This window comes from Kitasatospora sp. Root107, from assembly GCF_001424875.1.
Taxonomy (GTDB): Bacteria; Actinomycetota; Actinomycetes; order Streptomycetales; family Streptomycetaceae; genus Kitasatospora.
Map to the genome: position 1 here is coordinate 399501 of NZ_LMCT01000012.1, position 14613 is coordinate 414113.

At 69.9% G+C, this 14613-nt stretch carries 19 protein-coding genes; 2 read left to right on the top strand and 17 right to left on the bottom strand.

Annotated elements, in window-relative coordinates:
- Nucleotides 1-132: 132 nt before the first annotated feature.
- From ASC99_RS13555 to ASC99_RS13635, 17 genes are all read right to left on the bottom strand, one after another.
- Nucleotides 133-2025, bottom strand: a complete 1893-nt coding sequence (locus ASC99_RS13555; protein WP_057231651.1) for a peptidoglycan-binding protein — start codon at nt 2023-2025, stop codon at nt 133-135.
- A gap of 36 nt (nt 2026-2061) precedes the next feature.
- Nucleotides 2062-2403 carry a hypothetical protein gene (locus tag ASC99_RS13560; RefSeq protein ID WP_057231652.1) on the bottom strand — a complete coding sequence of 114 codons (342 nt, stop codon included), beginning with the start codon at nt 2401-2403 and terminating at the stop codon, nt 2062-2064.
- Nucleotides 2400-2636 (bottom strand): hypothetical protein, encoded by a 237-nt coding sequence (locus tag ASC99_RS13565; RefSeq protein WP_057231654.1) that lies wholly within the window; start codon nt 2634-2636, stop codon nt 2400-2402. The genes ASC99_RS13560 and ASC99_RS13565 overlap by 4 nt, the downstream gene beginning before the upstream one ends.
- 90 nt (nt 2637-2726) lie before the next feature.
- Complete coding sequence (locus tag ASC99_RS13570; RefSeq protein WP_057231655.1) at nt 2727-3395, bottom strand: hypothetical protein; 669 nt, start codon at nt 3393-3395, stop codon at nt 2727-2729.
- Nucleotides 3392-3658, bottom strand: coding sequence for a hypothetical protein (locus ASC99_RS13575; protein WP_057231657.1), 267 nt, complete (start codon nt 3656-3658; stop codon nt 3392-3394). The genes ASC99_RS13570 and ASC99_RS13575 overlap by 4 nt, the downstream gene beginning before the upstream one ends.
- Before the next feature lie 42 nt (nt 3659-3700).
- Complete coding sequence (locus tag ASC99_RS38475) at nt 3701-6094, bottom strand: hypothetical protein (RefSeq protein ID WP_057231659.1); 2394 nt, start codon at nt 6092-6094, stop codon at nt 3701-3703.
- On the bottom strand, nt 6081-6905 hold the full coding sequence (locus ASC99_RS13585) for a hypothetical protein (RefSeq protein ID WP_057231661.1): 825 nt from the start codon (nt 6903-6905) through the stop codon (nt 6081-6083). The genes ASC99_RS38475 and ASC99_RS13585 overlap by 14 nt, the downstream gene beginning before the upstream one ends.
- 47 nt (nt 6906-6952) lie before the next feature.
- Complete coding sequence (locus ASC99_RS13590; protein WP_057231663.1) at nt 6953-7798, bottom strand: hypothetical protein; 846 nt, start codon at nt 7796-7798, stop codon at nt 6953-6955.
- Between the two features lie 46 nt (nt 7799-7844).
- Complete coding sequence (locus ASC99_RS13595) at nt 7845-8975, bottom strand: phage tail protein (protein ID WP_157531510.1); 1131 nt, start codon at nt 8973-8975, stop codon at nt 7845-7847.
- 59 nt (nt 8976-9034) lie between these two features.
- On the bottom strand, nt 9035-9772 hold the full coding sequence (locus ASC99_RS13600; protein WP_157531511.1) for a hypothetical protein: 738 nt from the start codon (nt 9770-9772) through the stop codon (nt 9035-9037).
- Between the two features lie 17 nt (nt 9773-9789).
- Entirely contained in the window at nt 9790-10143 is a 354-nt protein-coding gene (locus ASC99_RS13605) for a hypothetical protein (protein WP_057231669.1), read from the bottom strand.
- Between the two features lie 65 nt (nt 10144-10208).
- Nucleotides 10209-10499: a hypothetical protein gene (locus ASC99_RS13610; protein WP_057231671.1), complete on the bottom strand. Its 291-nt coding sequence runs from the start codon at nt 10497-10499 to the stop codon at nt 10209-10211.
- 90 nt (nt 10500-10589) lie between these two features.
- Complete coding sequence (locus tag ASC99_RS13615; RefSeq protein WP_057231673.1) at nt 10590-11165, bottom strand: hypothetical protein; 576 nt, start codon at nt 11163-11165, stop codon at nt 10590-10592.
- 117 nt (nt 11166-11282) lie between these two features.
- On the bottom strand, nt 11283-11690 hold the full coding sequence (locus ASC99_RS13620) for a hypothetical protein (RefSeq protein WP_057231675.1): 408 nt from the start codon (nt 11688-11690) through the stop codon (nt 11283-11285).
- Nucleotides 11691-11982: 292 nt separating this feature from the next.
- Nucleotides 11983-12189 (bottom strand): hypothetical protein, encoded by a 207-nt coding sequence (locus ASC99_RS13625; RefSeq protein WP_235502490.1) that lies wholly within the window; start codon nt 12187-12189, stop codon nt 11983-11985.
- The gene (locus ASC99_RS13630) at nt 12186-12992 is read right to left on the bottom strand and encodes a hypothetical protein (RefSeq protein WP_057231677.1); all 807 of its coding nucleotides are present in this window, start codon (nt 12990-12992) and stop codon (nt 12186-12188) included. Before ASC99_RS13630 ends, ASC99_RS13625 begins: the two co-directional genes overlap by 4 nt.
- A gap of 57 nt (nt 12993-13049) precedes the next feature.
- The gene (locus ASC99_RS13635; protein ID WP_082598294.1) at nt 13050-13313 is read right to left on the bottom strand and encodes a WhiB family transcriptional regulator; all 264 of its coding nucleotides are present in this window, start codon (nt 13311-13313) and stop codon (nt 13050-13052) included.
- Nucleotides 13314-13533: 220 nt separating this feature from the next.
- Between ASC99_RS13635 and ASC99_RS13640 the strand changes: the two genes are divergently transcribed.
- Complete coding sequence (locus tag ASC99_RS13640) at nt 13534-14028, top strand: helix-turn-helix transcriptional regulator (RefSeq protein ID WP_057231678.1); 495 nt, start codon at nt 13534-13536, stop codon at nt 14026-14028.
- 29 nt (nt 14029-14057) lie between these two features.
- A complete protein-coding gene (locus ASC99_RS13645; protein ID WP_057231680.1) occupies nt 14058-14612 on the top strand; it encodes a hypothetical protein in 555 nt (184 codons plus the stop codon).
- Nucleotide 14613: the final 1 nt, after the last annotated feature.

Below are 14613 nucleotides of genomic sequence, written 5' to 3' on the forward strand. Positions count from 1 at the left end.
CTGTCGGCGCTACCGGCCGGTACGGAGATGTTGAGCCGTGAGCGTAGGCGTTCGATCGTGTTTGCGGGAGGGGGCGGACCGAATCGTTGCCGGGGACCGGCCCGGGCGGACCGGTCCCCGGCTGACCCCGGTTCAGGTCACCGGGCTGTTCCAACTCGCGGCCCAGGTGGCGGGGCCGACCACACCGTCACTGCCGAGTCCCTTCTCGGCCTGGAAGCGCCGGGCCACCTCGGCCGAGGCCGGGCCGAACCAGCCGTCCACGTCGATCGGCCAGCCGCGTTCGCGCATCCGCTGCTGCCAGCGGCGGACGTTCTCGCCGTGCAGCATCGGGGACTGGAGCCTGAGGTACTCGCCGGGCCAAGCGGGGCCGGTGGGCTGCTGGGGGGCGGGCGGCGGTACGGCGGGCTGCCCGCCGGGGCGGGGCGCACCGGCCTGGACCCAGCGGTAGAGCGGGCCGCCCGGGCAGCTGGTGGCGTAGCCGTCCCGGTGGCCCTTGATCTCCGGGCCCGCGCCGCCGTCACGCTGGAGCCACTCGACCGCGTCCCGCAGGCCGTTCAGCATCGCCTCGGTGGGCTCGGTCAGCCCGGAGTCGCCGACCATCGCGCAGACCGCGTAGTGGTCCCGGTTGAGCGAGGCCCCGCCGTTGGCGCCGGTCTGGTGGTGGGCACCCCGCCCCTCGAAGACGTGGCCGTGCGGGCAGACCACCGCCGTGTTCCCGGTGTAGTAGACCGTCCCGTTCCGGCGGGCCAGCCACGTACTGTTGGGGGTCGTCGGGCACCAGACCGGACCATCGTGGCTGACCCTGCTGATGGCGAACCGATGCCCGCGATTGTGTGCCGCAACGGGGAAGAACCGTGTCGCCCGCTCGGACCGGCTGAAGTGCAGAGACCATCGCTCCTGGCCCCGGTAGTGCGCCGGATGGATGCCGGCAGGCCAGCCGAGCAGTGCACAGGCGATTTGCAGAGCTTCCAGCCTGCCCCGCACCTTCTGGGTGACCGTTCCGCCCCGTCCCCCGACCAAGCCGTCCGCAAGGACGGACACCTCCACGAAGAGCTCCAGCTGCTCCCGGGTCAACTGGGTGACGAAGTCGGCGCGGACGACCTTGTCCGGAGCCGTTGCCACCTCCAACAGCGACCGGCCCGCGACGTGGTTCAGCCGGAATTCGGTCTTGTGGCCGTTCTCGTACATCCGCCAGCGCGGCAGCGTGTCACCACGCCGGTCCAGCTGGGTCACCGGAGCACCGTAGAGCTTCCGTAGCGTCTGCTCGATCCTTGCGACCAGCCGAGGGTTCGCAACATGGGACTGATAGATCGTCACGCCGGTGGTCAGCTTGCCGCGGCTCCTCGCAATGTTGCCCTCCGTCCAGAACCAAGCGACCAGTTCGACGAACTCATCGCTGTGGACCGCCTCGACAGGAAGGTTGGCAACCGGTGCGGCGACCGTGATCCGGTGCTTGTCCGTCAGGGTCCCGGAGGTAGCGAACACCCGCTCGTACCCGCGCACCTTCCTCGGCGAACGACCTCCGATGTCGGCCCAGGTCCCGTCCGGGTTCTTCACCCTGGTGGTCCCGGTCCGGCGGTAGTAGTACTCCACCGGCCACCTGTGCTCGGGTGTGGTCAACGAGGAGTGCGAACGCCCCTCCATCGAGATGAGTTCGCGAGGCTTGGCGGGAAAGACGTGGATGCCCTGTGCGGGTTGCCACTCGGCCTCCCCTGTGGCGTGGTTCAGCGTGAGCAGAACGTCTCCGGCGTTGAGCTCCTGGTAGCTCTTCCAGCCGGACGGAGTGAGCGCCTGGGTCTGGTCATCGACGCAGTACGCGATGTCGATCCAGCCCTCGTTCCGGTCGGCCAGGTGAGCGGCCTGGATGGCGCGGACCCGGCCGGCGCAGCGGTCGTGGTGCTGGGTGAGGTCGGACGGGACGGCGGTGCCCTCGTAGTGGATCTTGACGCCTCGGGTGCCGTCGACGTATCGCCAGTCACCCCTGGGCGGGGCGGCGCCCCACTGGGCGCGCGGGACGAACTGCATGAATGCCTCCTGAATTCGATGGATGGGTAAGGGAGTTCACGCCTCCGCGTCGGGGGAGATCCGGAGCGTGCGGCGGTCCACACGGTCGATCGCGTCGCGCATCGAGGAGCCGCTGTTCGGGCGGAGTTCGTGCTCGACAGCGGTGAGCCGGCGCTCGATGCCGTCCAGCCGGGTCATCACCCCCTCCCTTCCGGGGACACCGGGGCGGGATTCGGTGCCCTGCCAGTCCTCACTGAACTCCTCTACCCGGTGGGCGATCTGACGGACCACCCGGCCGAGCCGCCAGAGCATGCCGGTCGCCGCGGTGACGGCGGTGAGTGCGCCACACCAGACCACGACGGTCTCGAGGGTGGCCGTCCCCAGGACGCCAGCGGTCACCGCTCGCCCGACGGCGCGTCGGCGGTCTCCCGGCGCAGCCAGGACGGCAGGAACTGCTCGACGCCGGGCAGCGCCATCAGCCGGGTGACGGTGGTGGAGACGGTGACGGCCAGCGCGAGGCCGGGCAGGGTGGCGGGCAGGCTGCCGCTGTCCACCAGCAGGGGGACGGCGGCGAGCAGGCCGAGCAGGGTCTGCACCGTGGTGCGCAGGGTACGGCGGGTGGAGTCGGACATGGGTGCTCCTTGCGGAAGGGAAACGAACTGAAGCCCTGCTCCTGGCCGTTGGGCCGGAGCAGGGCTTCAGTGGGACGGACGGCGCGAGGGTCAGCTGTGAACCCGCAGCACGGTGAGCTTGGTGGAGGAGTCCGCGCCGGGGGCCACCGTGGCGATGGTGCTGCCGGAGTTCTGCGCCACCTGGATCTCGATGAAGTCGCCGACGCCGTTCAGGTAGATCACCCCGGTGGCGACCACCGTGGTGTTGTACGCGGTGCCCGGGATGGCCGCGTGCGCGGCCTGACCGAAGCCGGCCGTGCCGTTCTTCAGCAGGTTCACCACCCGGCCGCCGTTGGGGTTCACGCTGAACGAGATCTGGGCGGTCACCAGGTAGTGCCCGGACATCACCGGCGTGTAGCGGGTCGGAGTGGCCGACTTGTACCCGCCGTGGGTGTCGAACTGCGGGGCAGGCCAGGTGAGCTGCGAGGTCCCACCGCTGGGGATGCTCTGCGCGGTGGTCTGCAGGTAGATGGCGAGCGGCTGGTCGAACAACGGCACCCAGGCGATTCCGTCGTAGGTGGTGTGGCCGCGGTTCTTGACGTGGGCCACCATGCCGGTCACCGGCTGCGTGATCGCCTGGTCTCGCGAGGCGCTGTCGTCGAACCGGAGCACGGTTCGGGAGTCCAGCTCGGTGGCGAGACTCTGCAGGTGCTTGGGAAGGTCGGCCGGGTCGGTTGCCTCCGGATAGGGCAGCCGGCTCATCGGGGTCAGCTTGCTCATGCCGCCGCACCGCCGTCCTGCACGGCCTCTGCCGGGACCGAACCCGGCTCCACCGGAGGAAGCTCCGGGAAGTCCGGTGCGGTCGCGACCGCCACGGCGCCCTGCGGCGGGGTGACCCACTGGCCGAGCGTGCTGACCAGGCCGCCGACCGGCAGCTGGGCCGGATCGCGGCGGATCAGCAGGCCGGCCAGCTGCTCGGCCACCGAGTCGGCGAGCTGCTGGAGTTGGACGGCGCTGAGTTCCACCGTGGTGGGTTCGCTCATGGTGTGCTCCAATCTGACGAAGGGTCGGTCCCGGTCGGGACGTCAGTTCGAATGCAGGCCCTTGTAGCTGCGCCCGGAGGCGGTGAGGGCCGCGAGGGTCGGATAGCTTCCGGCCACCTGGGCGTATGTACGGGTGTTCCAAGCCGCCGGGTCCACCGGCTGGTCCGCGCCCGGAGCGTCCAGCGGCACCGAGTTGTAGTCGGTGCCGCGCAGCGTCAAGGTCTGCCGGACCGCACCGTCGCGGCCGGCCTCCACGCTCATGCCGACCACCCAGGCCATGGTGTCGAGCGCGGCTCCGGCGGTATCCACCACCCGGACCACGTCGCCCAGTTGAAGCGTCGGGTCGTAGAGGACGTCGACTCCGCCGAACACCGGCACCGGGTAGATACCGGCGTTCAGAAGGGCCTTGGCGAGATCGGATGCGGTGCGCTGGTCCTGCACCCAGTCCGAGCCCTCCGCGCTGTACTGCTGCCGGCCGTACTTGGCCTGGCTGGCCACGCTCTGGGCCACCACCGTGCGCACCACCGGATCGGCCGAGGGTTTGTAGGTGACCAGCCGCACCGAGGGCGAGCCGTCGCGGTTCACGGTGTAGACCGTGTTCGGGGACCAGCTCTCCAGAGTGAGGTAGACCGTGCCGCCGTCCCGCTGGATCCGGGTCTCCACCCGGCCCTTGACCGCCGGTGCCATCACATAGGGGGGCGAGGTCGGCGCGAACCGCAGCGCCGACCCGCCCGCGGCCAGGACGTCGTCGTCGACCAGCGGGGCGAAGATGTCGAAGTCGCCCTCCCCCACCGAGTAGGCGATCTCCACCCGGCCCTGCGGAGGAATGCTGCGCACCTCGGCGTCGGCATAGGTCTCGCCGACCACCACGTCCACCTTGGACCAGTCCTGGTAGGGCTGGACGCAGTAGTTGCGGCAGGCGTCGATCTCCTCCGACACGGTCAGCGAGGCGATCTCCCGCAGTGTCGTCACGGTCCGCTGGGCGGTGGTCGGGCGGCTGCTGAACCGGGTGTGGTTGCGCCACCTGAAGATGCCGCTCTCGTCGAACTCGGCGGTGCCGATGGCCGCCTTGGCGATCTGCGAGATCGTCTCCCACTGGCTGCCGGAGACCGCCGGGATGTTGTAGAGCGGGAGGGTGACCTCGTCCAGCGTGGCGCCCTTGGTCCAGCTCTGCTTGAAGTCTGCCGCGATCGGCGACTGCAGGTTGTAGCCCTTGGTCAGCTGGACGCCCTCGGTGGCGACATCCGTCACCAGATCGACCCGATACAGCTCAGATGCCAACTGCTTGCCGAGGCCGCCGAGTTCGGCGAAGTTCCCCTGCAGAACGGTGCCGTCCTCGCCCCGCAGGAACGGAATGGCCATGATCTCGTTGCTGATCCAGTCCCCGCTGGCGTCGTACTCGCTCATGAGCGACCAGGCGCTGTCGATCAGGAGACCGAGCTGCCAGACCCCGCGCCGCTGTGCCAGAGCGGGGAAGGACCAGCTCTGGGCCACGCCTTCCTCGACACCCGACTCCTTCATGGTGCCGGACCAGAACTCCAGCGTTCCGGCGGCGAAGTCGACCGAGAACTTCAGCAGCCCGAAGTCCTTCCCCAACCGGTCCAGGTACAGCTTGAAGACCGCCTTGTTCCCGGCTCCGGCAAGGGAGTTGAAGGTGGCCTCCAGGAGTGTCCCCGGACCGGGGAACAGCACCCTGGAGCGCGGCATCCAGCCCATCTGCACCCCCGGCTGGGTCGGCACCAGGGCCATCTCGTACGGCGCCGCCGACCGGCTCCAGCGGTAGTGCCTGGCGTCCGGGACCAGCTCCAGGGTGCCGATGCCGGGCGTCACGCCGCCGTGCAGTGAGGCGTGCAGCAGCGTGTAGGGCTTGCCCGTCTGGTAGTCGGGAGCACGGGCGGGCGGACAGGTCAGGATGCCGGCCTGCCGCAGCAGCTCGTCGACGCACCAGGTGGCGCTGGCCACCGGCTGGCGGGAGTTGGCGCTGAAACCGAGGTAGGGCTTCGGCAACAGGGCAGGGCCGCGCAGCCGCTCCGCACCGTCCAGCGCGCTGATCCGCACCGTGTCGGTTCCGGAGTCGGCACTGCGGTTGCGCACCGTGCCCCGGAAGACCGGAAGTTGGACGCCGGCACCGAGGCCGCTCAGCTGGACCACCGACTGGCCCGGCCGGACCACGTCGCCCGTGATCCGGCCGGACCACGGCGAATAGAGCGCGGGCGCGGACACCCCGCCGGTTCCGGCCAGCTCCAGGTCCAGCTGGGCCGAGGAACTGCCCGAGAAGGCCCGCATCGCTTGCGGGAGGTCGGTGGTGTAGGCCCTGTCCACCTTCCATGCCTGTATCTGGGAGGACAGATCGACACCACCGAGCCGGGTGGTGTTCCGGTAGGAACGTTCGCCCACCGCGAGGGCGGCCCCGAGGACCGCGTCATCCTGCTGCACTTGCCACCTCCAGGAAGTCGATCGAGATGTTGCGGTACGGCAGCTTGGCCGCCGGGGTGTCCGAGTAGCCGGTCACCGCCATCGCCGGGCAGCCGTCACCGGGCAGCGTCGGGTCCGGCCAGTCGCCGCCGATGGTGAAGCAGGCGCCGGCCAGCGAGTAGCTGCCGACCGCGCCCGGCTTGGCCACCGGGGTGACGTAGGCGGTGCCCGTCGGCGTGACGGCCGTGACCTGGCCCGCGGTGCCGGTGGCCGTGCTGAGGTAGGCCCCGGTGGCGTCCTTGAAGTCGAGTTGGGTGACCCCGGTGAGCGGGAAGGCGGTCGGGCTGCGGAACGACACCGTCATGCCGGGAGCCACCGGGATCTTCGCCCAGTACGGGTGCCGCCAGCCGATGCCGCTGTCCACCGCACCGGCCTGGAGGGCGAACGCGCCCGGCGCCGTACCGGACTCCACCACCGTGCTGGCCGGCCCGTGGCCGAACCAGTTGACCTTCCCCCCGCTGCCGGGCCAGTCCCGGCCCGCCGCCTGGGCGGCCTCCAGCAGGTTCACCGCCGCCGGGTCGATCACCACGAACGGACCGGCACCGTCCACCCGGCGGGCCAACCGGTCCAGGTACACAGCGGTGCGCTGGTCCAACGACTCCCAGCTCAGCTTCAGCCGGCGGACCGGCCTCGGCTTGTAGACCACGGTGGCCCGTCCGCTCGCCGCCCGGGACTCGGTCGCACCGAGGTCGGCGCTGCGGTCCCAGCTCTTCGCGGCCTGGTCGATCTCCCGGAGCGAGCCGGGCCGACCGATCCACAGGTTGTGCGGCATACGGCACAACTCCTCTCAGTAGATGGCGAGTTCTGCTTCGTTCGGGGTCAGCCCGCAGTGCTCGCCGCTTCCAGCAGATCAATCGAGATGTTGCGGTACGGCAGCTTGGCCGCCGGGGTGTCCGAGTAGCCGATCACCGCCATCGCCGGGTATCCCTCACCCGGCTGCTCCTCCGACGCCCAGTCACCGCCAACCGTGAAGCAGGCCCCGGCCAGCGCATGGTTGCCGACTGCACCCGGCGTCCCGAACGGCACCGCGTACACCGCGCCGGCCGGCACCGCGCCGTTCACGGTCCGGCCCGGCTGGCTCAGCGCCCCTGAACCGAGGTCGTTCCCGGCCGAGTTGAGGAACTTCACCTGCGCCACCGAGGTGGCCGCCGGGAACGCAGTCGGCAACGCGAACGTCACCGCCATCCCCGGCACCACCGGCAGCCCCGCCCAGTTGGGGTGCTTCCAACTCACCGTCGCGGTGGCCACCGCGGCCTGGAACGCGTACGCCCCGGGGACGTTGACCGACTCCACCAGCAGCCCGTTGACCGGGTACCACTGCCCCGGCCTGGCCGGATCCGCCCCGGCCGCGACCGGGGACAGCGCCCGGCCCGCCGACTGATCCGCCGTCAGCAGATTCACCACCACCGGATCCAGCACCGCCAGCGGTCCGTTGCCGTCCACCCGGCGGACCAGCCGGTCCAGATAGGCGGCCGTCGCCTGGTCCAACGACTCCCAGCTCAGCTTCAGCCGGCGGACGGAGCTCGGCGCGTACACCACCGTCGCCCGCCCGCTCAGCGACCGGAACTCGGTCACCCCGAGGTCGGCACTGCGGTCCCAGCTCTTCGCGGCCTGGTCGATCTCCCGGAGCGAACCGGGGCGGCCGATCCACAGGTTGTGCGGCATGAGGCACAACTCCTCTCAGTAGGTGGTGAGTTCTGGTGGCCGTCGGTCAGCGGCGGACGAGCTGGCGCTGCCCGTCCATCGCCGCCCGGGCGATGGTCTGGGAGTCCACCTGGATCAGCACCGGCCGCAGTGCGAGCGACTCGACGGCCGCCGCAAGGCGGTTGACCGCCGCCGGAGAGGAGCCGCCCGAGCTGAGCATCCGGTCCAGCCGGTCCAGCGGGATGACCGCCTCGTGCTGCCCGCCCTCACCGATCAGCGCGAGGGTGCCGCCGGCGGACGGCGCGATGACGCCGCCGTTGGCCAGCATCGGGATGGTCGGGATGTTGACCCCGAACCCCTTGCCGCCGATCCCCGGCACCCAGTCCGGGATGTCGATCCGGATCCCGTTGATCGAGCTGATCGCCCTGTTCACCAGGCCGATCACCGCGTTCAGCGGCGTCCTCACCGCTGACAACACGGCGTTGAACGCGCTCTCCGCGATCCCCGAGAGCGCGCCCCAGGCGCTGCTCAGCGCGTCCTTGACGGTGTTGAACGCCCCGGTGGTGGCGCTCTTGATCCAGTCCAGCACCCCGGAGATCGCGCCCCGGATCCCGTTCCACGCCCCGATGACCACACCGAGGACGATGTCCAGCACGGTGGTGATCACGGTCTTGTAGGCGTTGAAGTACCACTTGATCGCGGTCCAGATCCAGTCCACCACCGTGGCGATGGCCGTCTGGACGCTGCCCCAGACCTTGGCGATGATGTCGCCGGTCTGCTTCATGATCGGACCGATCGCCTTCATCACCGTGTCGATGACCTGGCCGATCACCTTGAAGGCGGTGTCCATGATCTTCTGCATGGTCTTGGACTGCATCGCCATGTCGACGATCTTCGCGATGAGCGGGGCCAGCAGCATCAGCAGCAGGCCGATCAGGTTGCCCTTCATCGCGGTGTTCAGGCCCTTCATCCCGCCGGTGGCGAGATCCAGCCCGGACTTGAACTTCCCCATCAGCCCACCGGTGGTGGACCCGGCTTTGCCGGTGGCCGCCATTGCCTTTCCGGTGCCGGCGATCGAACCCTCCGCCTGGGAGGCGCCCGACTTGAGCTGCCCCATGGCCGAGTTGGCCTGCCGCATGTCGGCGCCGAAACGCCTGGCACTGGCACCGACTCCATCAATTGCGCTCTTGAGACTCATGAGATACCTGACCCCTTTCTATCCGGATCCGTGGAAGAACTGACCCCTGAAGGCACACGTCACCCTCCCAGGGCACTCTGGAGCTTCTTCGAGGTCTCATTCAGCCGCTTCATGTCGCCGTCGAGGTTCTTCAGGCCGGTTCGAATCTCCTCGACGTTCTTGGCCTGGGCTTTGACGGCCTTGTCCTTTGCGTCGTCCTTCTTCTTGACGACCTTGGTATCGAGGCGCTCGTGCTTGGCAGTCTTGAGCTTCCGATCGAGCTTCGCCTGGACCTTGTCGGCCTCCGCCATGGTGGCCTTCAGATTCGCGGCGTGTTCCTTGACCCTGTTCTCGATGCGCTGAATATCTGCCGGGTCTGACTTGCGAGCCTTTGCCTCATTTGCCCTGCCGATATGCGCCTCTTGGCGCTTGGCCTCCGCAACCAGGGAACGGAGCTTGGAGTTCAATTCCTTGATCTCCGGCTCCGCCTTGGTCGCCCGCCAGTTCAGCCACTCACGTCGTTCTTTCTCCCATTTCGCCGCATCGACCCAACTCCACGTGTGCACGGGCTTTCCGCGATACGTGACACCCTTCTCGTCGAATTTCCAGAAGGTGTAGTCGAATTTGGCTACGGTGACACCGAAGGATGCAGCCGTGACGGCCACACTGAGCCCTCCCAGGGCTACCTTCAGGAAATCGACCGATCCGCTCAGCCCATTGACCGTCGTGCTGATCGCATTGAGCTTCTTCTTGTAGATGTCGGCATCGTCCCTGGTCCAGTACCTCAATACCGGCTCGGGACCACCAGTACCAGCCATCGTTGCTCCAATCGCAGTTACTGGACCCCCGCGCCGAAGAACAGCGCGAGCGTCGAGGCCGAGACCTCGGGCACGGCCTCCTGGTGGATCGCGACCTCGCCCGACTCCTCGCCGGTCGCGCCGCCCGGGCGGGCCGTCGGCTCCGGGGGGTCGAGGGGCTCTGCCTCTTCGTCGCGGTTGATGGTGGCGAACATCCAGTTGGCGACGGCCAGGTGGTCGACCACGTTGGCCAGCAGGTAGTCCGTGGTGGACCAGTCGACGGCGTCGTCGTGGAGTTCGCGGGTGAGGGCACTGTCGCGTGGGAGGTGCTTGATCAGCACCGCGAGCCGGCGGGAGGAGAGCCGCTCGCGGTGCCAGTCGAGGAGGTCCACGCCGTAGTGCCGGAGCAGGTCGGCTTCGAGGGCCTCGGCGTGTTCGTCGACGAACTCGCCGAGGCTCAGGCTTCCCCCAGGCCGAGACCCGTCTCCTTGCCGTACGCCTCGAGGATCGCGGCGACGTCCTGCATGGTGATCTCGTGGCGGTCGAAGCGCTCGAACTGCGCCTCACCGAGCAGGAGTCGGAGCAGGCCGTCGACGTCGTTGTCGTCGAGCCTGGCGAGCTTGCGGGCGGTGCTGCGGGCGAGTTCGGTGGGGAGCTCGAACAGGTCGTCGTCGAGCTCGAAGGTCCATGCCTTGCCGAGGGCTTCGAGGCGCTGGGCCCGGGCCGCGTTCACGGAGAAGGTAGCCATCAGGGGACTCCAATCAGGGGGATGGAAAAGGAGCGGGCCCGGCGGAGAGGAGGCTCTCCGCCGGGCCCAGGGAGGGTTACTGACTCAGGGTCAGACCAGCGAGTACGCCGGGTCCTTCATCAGGATGGTCGCCAGCGGCTTGGTGTCGTCCGCCGACAGGGCGGTGAAGGTGACGCCGAGCTTGATGGCGGCGGTCCGGGTCAGGCCCAGCTCCTCGGTGTCGGTCACCTGGCCGCGCGGGATGACGAAGCGGTAGGTGATCGCCGAGCCGTCGGTGAACTCGATGCCGAGGGCCTTCTCGTTGGCCTTGGGGGCCGACGCCAGGTCGTACTTGTAGATGCCGGAGCCCACGGCGGTCTCGGTGGTGGCATCGCCGCCGAGGAAGAACGGCAGGGTGTCCTCGTTCATCTGCAGCAGCTGGAACTTGAGGGTGAGGTCGCGGTCGCCGTAGATCAGCCGGGCGGTGCTGGAGGACTGCCAGGTCTTGACCGGGTCGATCTTGTCCTTCTTGGCGAACTTGATGCCGTCGGTGGTGGTGTAGCCCAGGTCCTTCCAGCCGGCGGCCCAGGCCACGGTGGTGTCGACCGGCGCGAGCGTGCCGGTCGGGGCGACCAGGATGCGGCCGGTGCCTGCGACGCGGATCTCGGAGGCGTTGGTGCCTGCCATGGTGCTCTCCTAGGGAGGATGTGGTGACGGGTTGTCGTATCTGCGGTCGCGGATACGACGAAGGCCCATCGCAGAAGGCGAAGGGCCCGATCAGGGGGGTGAGCGGTGCGGGGCTGCTCAGATCGGACGGAGCGTCAGCCGGACCGTGTTGCGGTACCGGTTGCCGGTCGGCCGGTTGTAGTCGGGCAGCCAGCGCGGGCCGTCCGTCTCCTGGAAGTCGGTGACCACCGCACCGCCGTAGACCGTGCCGCGCAGCTGGAAGACGGCCGCGCGGGCCAGCTGCATCAGTGCGTGGGCAGCGGTCTTGGTCGGTCCGTAGACCTCCAGGTCGACCAGCGGGAGATCGAGGTGCTGGTCGTCGATCCAGACCCCGCCGGTCCGGGAGACCAGGACGACGGCCTGGGTGCCGTCGAAGCCGGCGGGCGGCTTGTTGTCGACGGTGGCGGTCGCCAGCTCGGTGCGGTTGCGCAGGACGTCGACGATCAGTCGTTCGACGTCGGGGAGCGCCAGCAGCGGATCGGGCATGGTGCTGCTCCTTTCTGACGGGGGCCAGGGGTGGTGCGCAGGGCAGCCGGACCTGCCGAGGTGTCGGCGGCCTCGGTGCGGGAGGAGGGAGGGAGGGCTTGCACCCGACGGGTACGGCCGCCCTACGCGAAGCGGCGGGCCGCGCCCCGTTTTTCGGGGCACAGCTCCGCCGCTGTTCCAACTGTGACGCATTGCGCGCGCGATCGCAACTTGCGGCGGAGACGACTTTCCCGGGCATCAGAACGCCCCCGCCGCAGCTGTTCGGCTGCGACGGGGGCGAGTTGAGGGAGGGTCAGGACTGGCGGCCCCGCCGGGTACGGCGCTCGGCGGCGAAGACGTCCTCCAGTCGGTAGAGCAGGGACCGGCCCTGCCGGCCTGCGGCGGCCAGGTGGCCGAGCTGCACCCACTTGCGGATGGTGGCGGGGGCGACCGCCACCTCGACCGCCGCGATCGGGGCGGTGACCAGGGTGGCGACCCCGGGCAGCGAGATCGGGTTCACGCGGCCGACCCCGATCCGCCGACCGACTCCGACCCACTGACCGACCCCGATCCGTCGGCGGGCTCCGCCGCTTCGACCAGGACCGCCAGCTCGCTCTCGTCCACCCCTGCGTCCAGGGCGAGTTGGGACCACGAGGTCTCCGCCCAGGTGTGCCGGTGCCCCGGGCTGGTCCGGCACTCGCAGTCCGCCTCGGTGCACCGGCAGCCGGGGTTGACGCAGAGCACGGCCCGCCAGGCCGGGAAGGCCCGCAGCGAGACCGAGTCGCACCAGGGGCAGCGCCCCCGGACCCGGACCAGCTGCTCGGCCTCCCCCAGCGCGGCCGAGCAGCGGCGCGACATCCGGCGGCACTCCGCCAGGACGTGCTCGGCCAGCACCGGGTGGTCGGCCACCGAGGCCAGCAGGCCCGCGATCCGGCGCAGTCGGGCGGGTACGTCGGCCCGGGGCGGGCGGCCGAGTCCGAGCCGGTCGCGGATCGCCTCCTCCAGCTCGACCACGCCGTCGGTGATGTCGCGCAGCGCGTCCGAGACGTGCAGCCGGAGCGGAGCACTGCCGCCGCCGGCACCCCGCAGGCCGTGCTGCTCGTTCCAGAGCGCGGCATCCCGGTCGGCCCGGTCGGCGGCGCTCCGACGGGCCGACGCGGCAGCATCCGGCGGCGGGGCGGATCGGCCCGGAGCACCGGTCCGTCCTGGCGCCAACTCCTCGATGAGCTCAGGGAACTGGCGGTGCAGGAGATCGAGCCAGAGGGCGGCTCGGGCGACCTGGCGGCCCGAGACGGTGGACGCGTGGTCGGTCTGGGCATTCATACGACGACTCTCCTGGCGGGAACGGGGACAGGAAGGGGTACTGCGAATGACGGGCGCTCAGCCGGTCGTCACGGTCCGGCCGTTGCGCCAGAGCCGTCCGCCGCAGACCCCGTCGAACCAGGACTGGTCGGGCTGGACGGCGGCCAGGCACTGGCTGCGCACCGGGCAGTGCCCGCAGCGGGCCAGCGCCGGCGCGGCCTCGGTCCGCCGGGTCGCGAAGACGGTGCGCGACGGCAGTCCGGCGCAGGCGGCGAACTCCCGCCAGTCGGCGGCGTGGTCGCGCTCGAAGGCGAAGCCGGTCGGTTGCTCCAAGGCGGTCATGGCGGGGCTGCTCCACGGAGCTGGAAGGGACGAGGCATGTTGCGCGCTCGCACACATCATCTGTCGTTGCGCGTACGCACGCAAGTGCTTTCGATTCCGGCCATGCTTCGGGCGCATTCGTGACCAATCCGACATGATTGCGCGTGCGTAAGCTCTTATTGCGCGTGCGCGCGAGCGGTAGCCTTGTCCCGCGGGAATAAAAGCGCGGAGGGAGCGCCATATGGTGCCGAGCAGCACGGACATCGATCGGTTCGCATCCTGGGTCGAGGACCTGATGCGCGACCGCGGGTACGATATCGACAGTCCACGCGGCGGCGGGAAGTCCAAGCTCGCCGAGGACGCAGGTGTTCATCGAGCGGCCGTGACCCGGCTGCTGCAACGTCAGAGCATGCCCGACCTGGACACCATGCGGGGTCTGGCGCACGCGCTCCGGGTGCCGATCCGGGAAGTGCTCATCCGCTCGGGCAAGCTGACGGCCGAGGATCTCCCACAGGCCGTCAGTTACCCTGCTGAGGACAGCGCGTCCGCCGGAACCGGCGGGGCACGGATGACCCTCGAACAGGTCGCGGAGGCGCTCGGGATCCCCGACGACCGCCGCGAGATGTTCATCAAGGTGGCCCAGCAGTTCACCCCCGACCAGTCGGCGGTGGCCGACCGGCCGAGCCAGGGCGAAGGCACCGGGCGCAAGGTGACGAGGCGGCTCGCAGCGGGCTGACTCGTGGATCGGTGAGAGGCGTTCAGCGCGTGGTCGGGCAGAAGAATCGCAACGACGGCCCCGACACCCCCGAACACCCCTCGGGCGAGGAGGATTTCGACCTCCTCGCCCTGATCACCGGGATCGCCGAGCGGCAGCCGATCGGAGCGGGCCAGCGGCTCTCCCCGGTGCTGATCGCCCGGGTGATCGCCGCCCTGGTCCAGACGACCCTGCCGGACGGCGTCCTGGTCACCACCCCCGCCGAGTACGACCAGAGCAGGGAGCAGGCCTACGCCCAGGGGTGGCAGGACGCCGTCCAGCACACCCGGCGCCAGCTCGCCCAGGCCGCGGTCGAGGCCACCGTGCCCGCTCAGCAGAGCCGGCCCCGGCGCCAGGACGGCACCACCGGCTCCGATCCCGGCTCCGCCCCGTTCTCCGGCCCGGCCGGGGCTAGTCCTGCGGAGGCCGCCGTGCTGCCGTTCCCGCCCCGGATTCCGCTGGTGCGGGCCTCCGACGGGACCGGCCGACGCGAGCTGATGCCCCATCGGCCCCGCCGGGACCGGACGCCCCGGAAGCCCAGGACCGGCGAGGAGCAGCAGGACTGAC

What these genes read in the sequence shown, in the direction of transcription:
- ASC99_RS13640 (WP_057231678.1), top strand. Translation starts at nt 13,534, where the DNA reads ATGGTGCCGAGCAGCACGGACATCGATCGGTTCGCATCCTGGGTCGAG.
- ASC99_RS13635 (WP_082598294.1), bottom strand. Translation starts at nt 13,313, where the DNA reads ATGACCGCCTTGGAGCAACCGACCGGCTTCGCCTTCGAGCGCGACCAC.
- ASC99_RS13600 (WP_157531511.1), bottom strand. Translation starts at nt 9,772, where the DNA reads ATGGCTGGTACTGGTGGTCCCGAGCCGGTATTGAGGTACTGGACCAGG.
- ASC99_RS13555 (WP_057231651.1), bottom strand. Translation starts at nt 2,025, where the DNA reads ATGCAGTTCGTCCCGCGCGCCCAGTGGGGCGCCGCCCCGCCCAGGGGT.
- ASC99_RS13630 (WP_057231677.1), bottom strand. Translation starts at nt 12,992, where the DNA reads ATGAATGCCCAGACCGACCACGCGTCCACCGTCTCGGGCCGCCAGGTC.
- ASC99_RS13595 (WP_157531510.1), bottom strand. Translation starts at nt 8,975, where the DNA reads ATGAGTCTCAAGAGCGCAATTGATGGAGTCGGTGCCAGTGCCAGGCGT.
- ASC99_RS13615 (WP_057231673.1), bottom strand. Translation starts at nt 11,165, where the DNA reads ATGGCAGGCACCAACGCCTCCGAGATCCGCGTCGCAGGCACCGGCCGC.
- ASC99_RS13570 (WP_057231655.1), bottom strand. Translation starts at nt 3,395, where the DNA reads ATGAGCAAGCTGACCCCGATGAGCCGGCTGCCCTATCCGGAGGCAACC.
- ASC99_RS13620 (WP_057231675.1), bottom strand. Translation starts at nt 11,690, where the DNA reads ATGCCCGATCCGCTGCTGGCGCTCCCCGACGTCGAACGACTGATCGTC.
- ASC99_RS13575 (WP_057231657.1), bottom strand. Translation starts at nt 3,658, where the DNA reads ATGAGCGAACCCACCACGGTGGAACTCAGCGCCGTCCAACTCCAGCAG.
- ASC99_RS13585 (WP_057231661.1), bottom strand. Translation starts at nt 6,905, where the DNA reads ATGCCGCACAACCTGTGGATCGGTCGGCCCGGCTCGCTCCGGGAGATC.
- ASC99_RS13610 (WP_057231671.1), bottom strand. Translation starts at nt 10,499, where the DNA reads ATGGCTACCTTCTCCGTGAACGCGGCCCGGGCCCAGCGCCTCGAAGCC.
- ASC99_RS13565 (WP_057231654.1), bottom strand. Translation starts at nt 2,636, where the DNA reads ATGTCCGACTCCACCCGCCGTACCCTGCGCACCACGGTGCAGACCCTG.
- ASC99_RS13590 (WP_057231663.1), bottom strand. Translation starts at nt 7,798, where the DNA reads ATGCCGCACAACCTGTGGATCGGCCGCCCCGGTTCGCTCCGGGAGATC.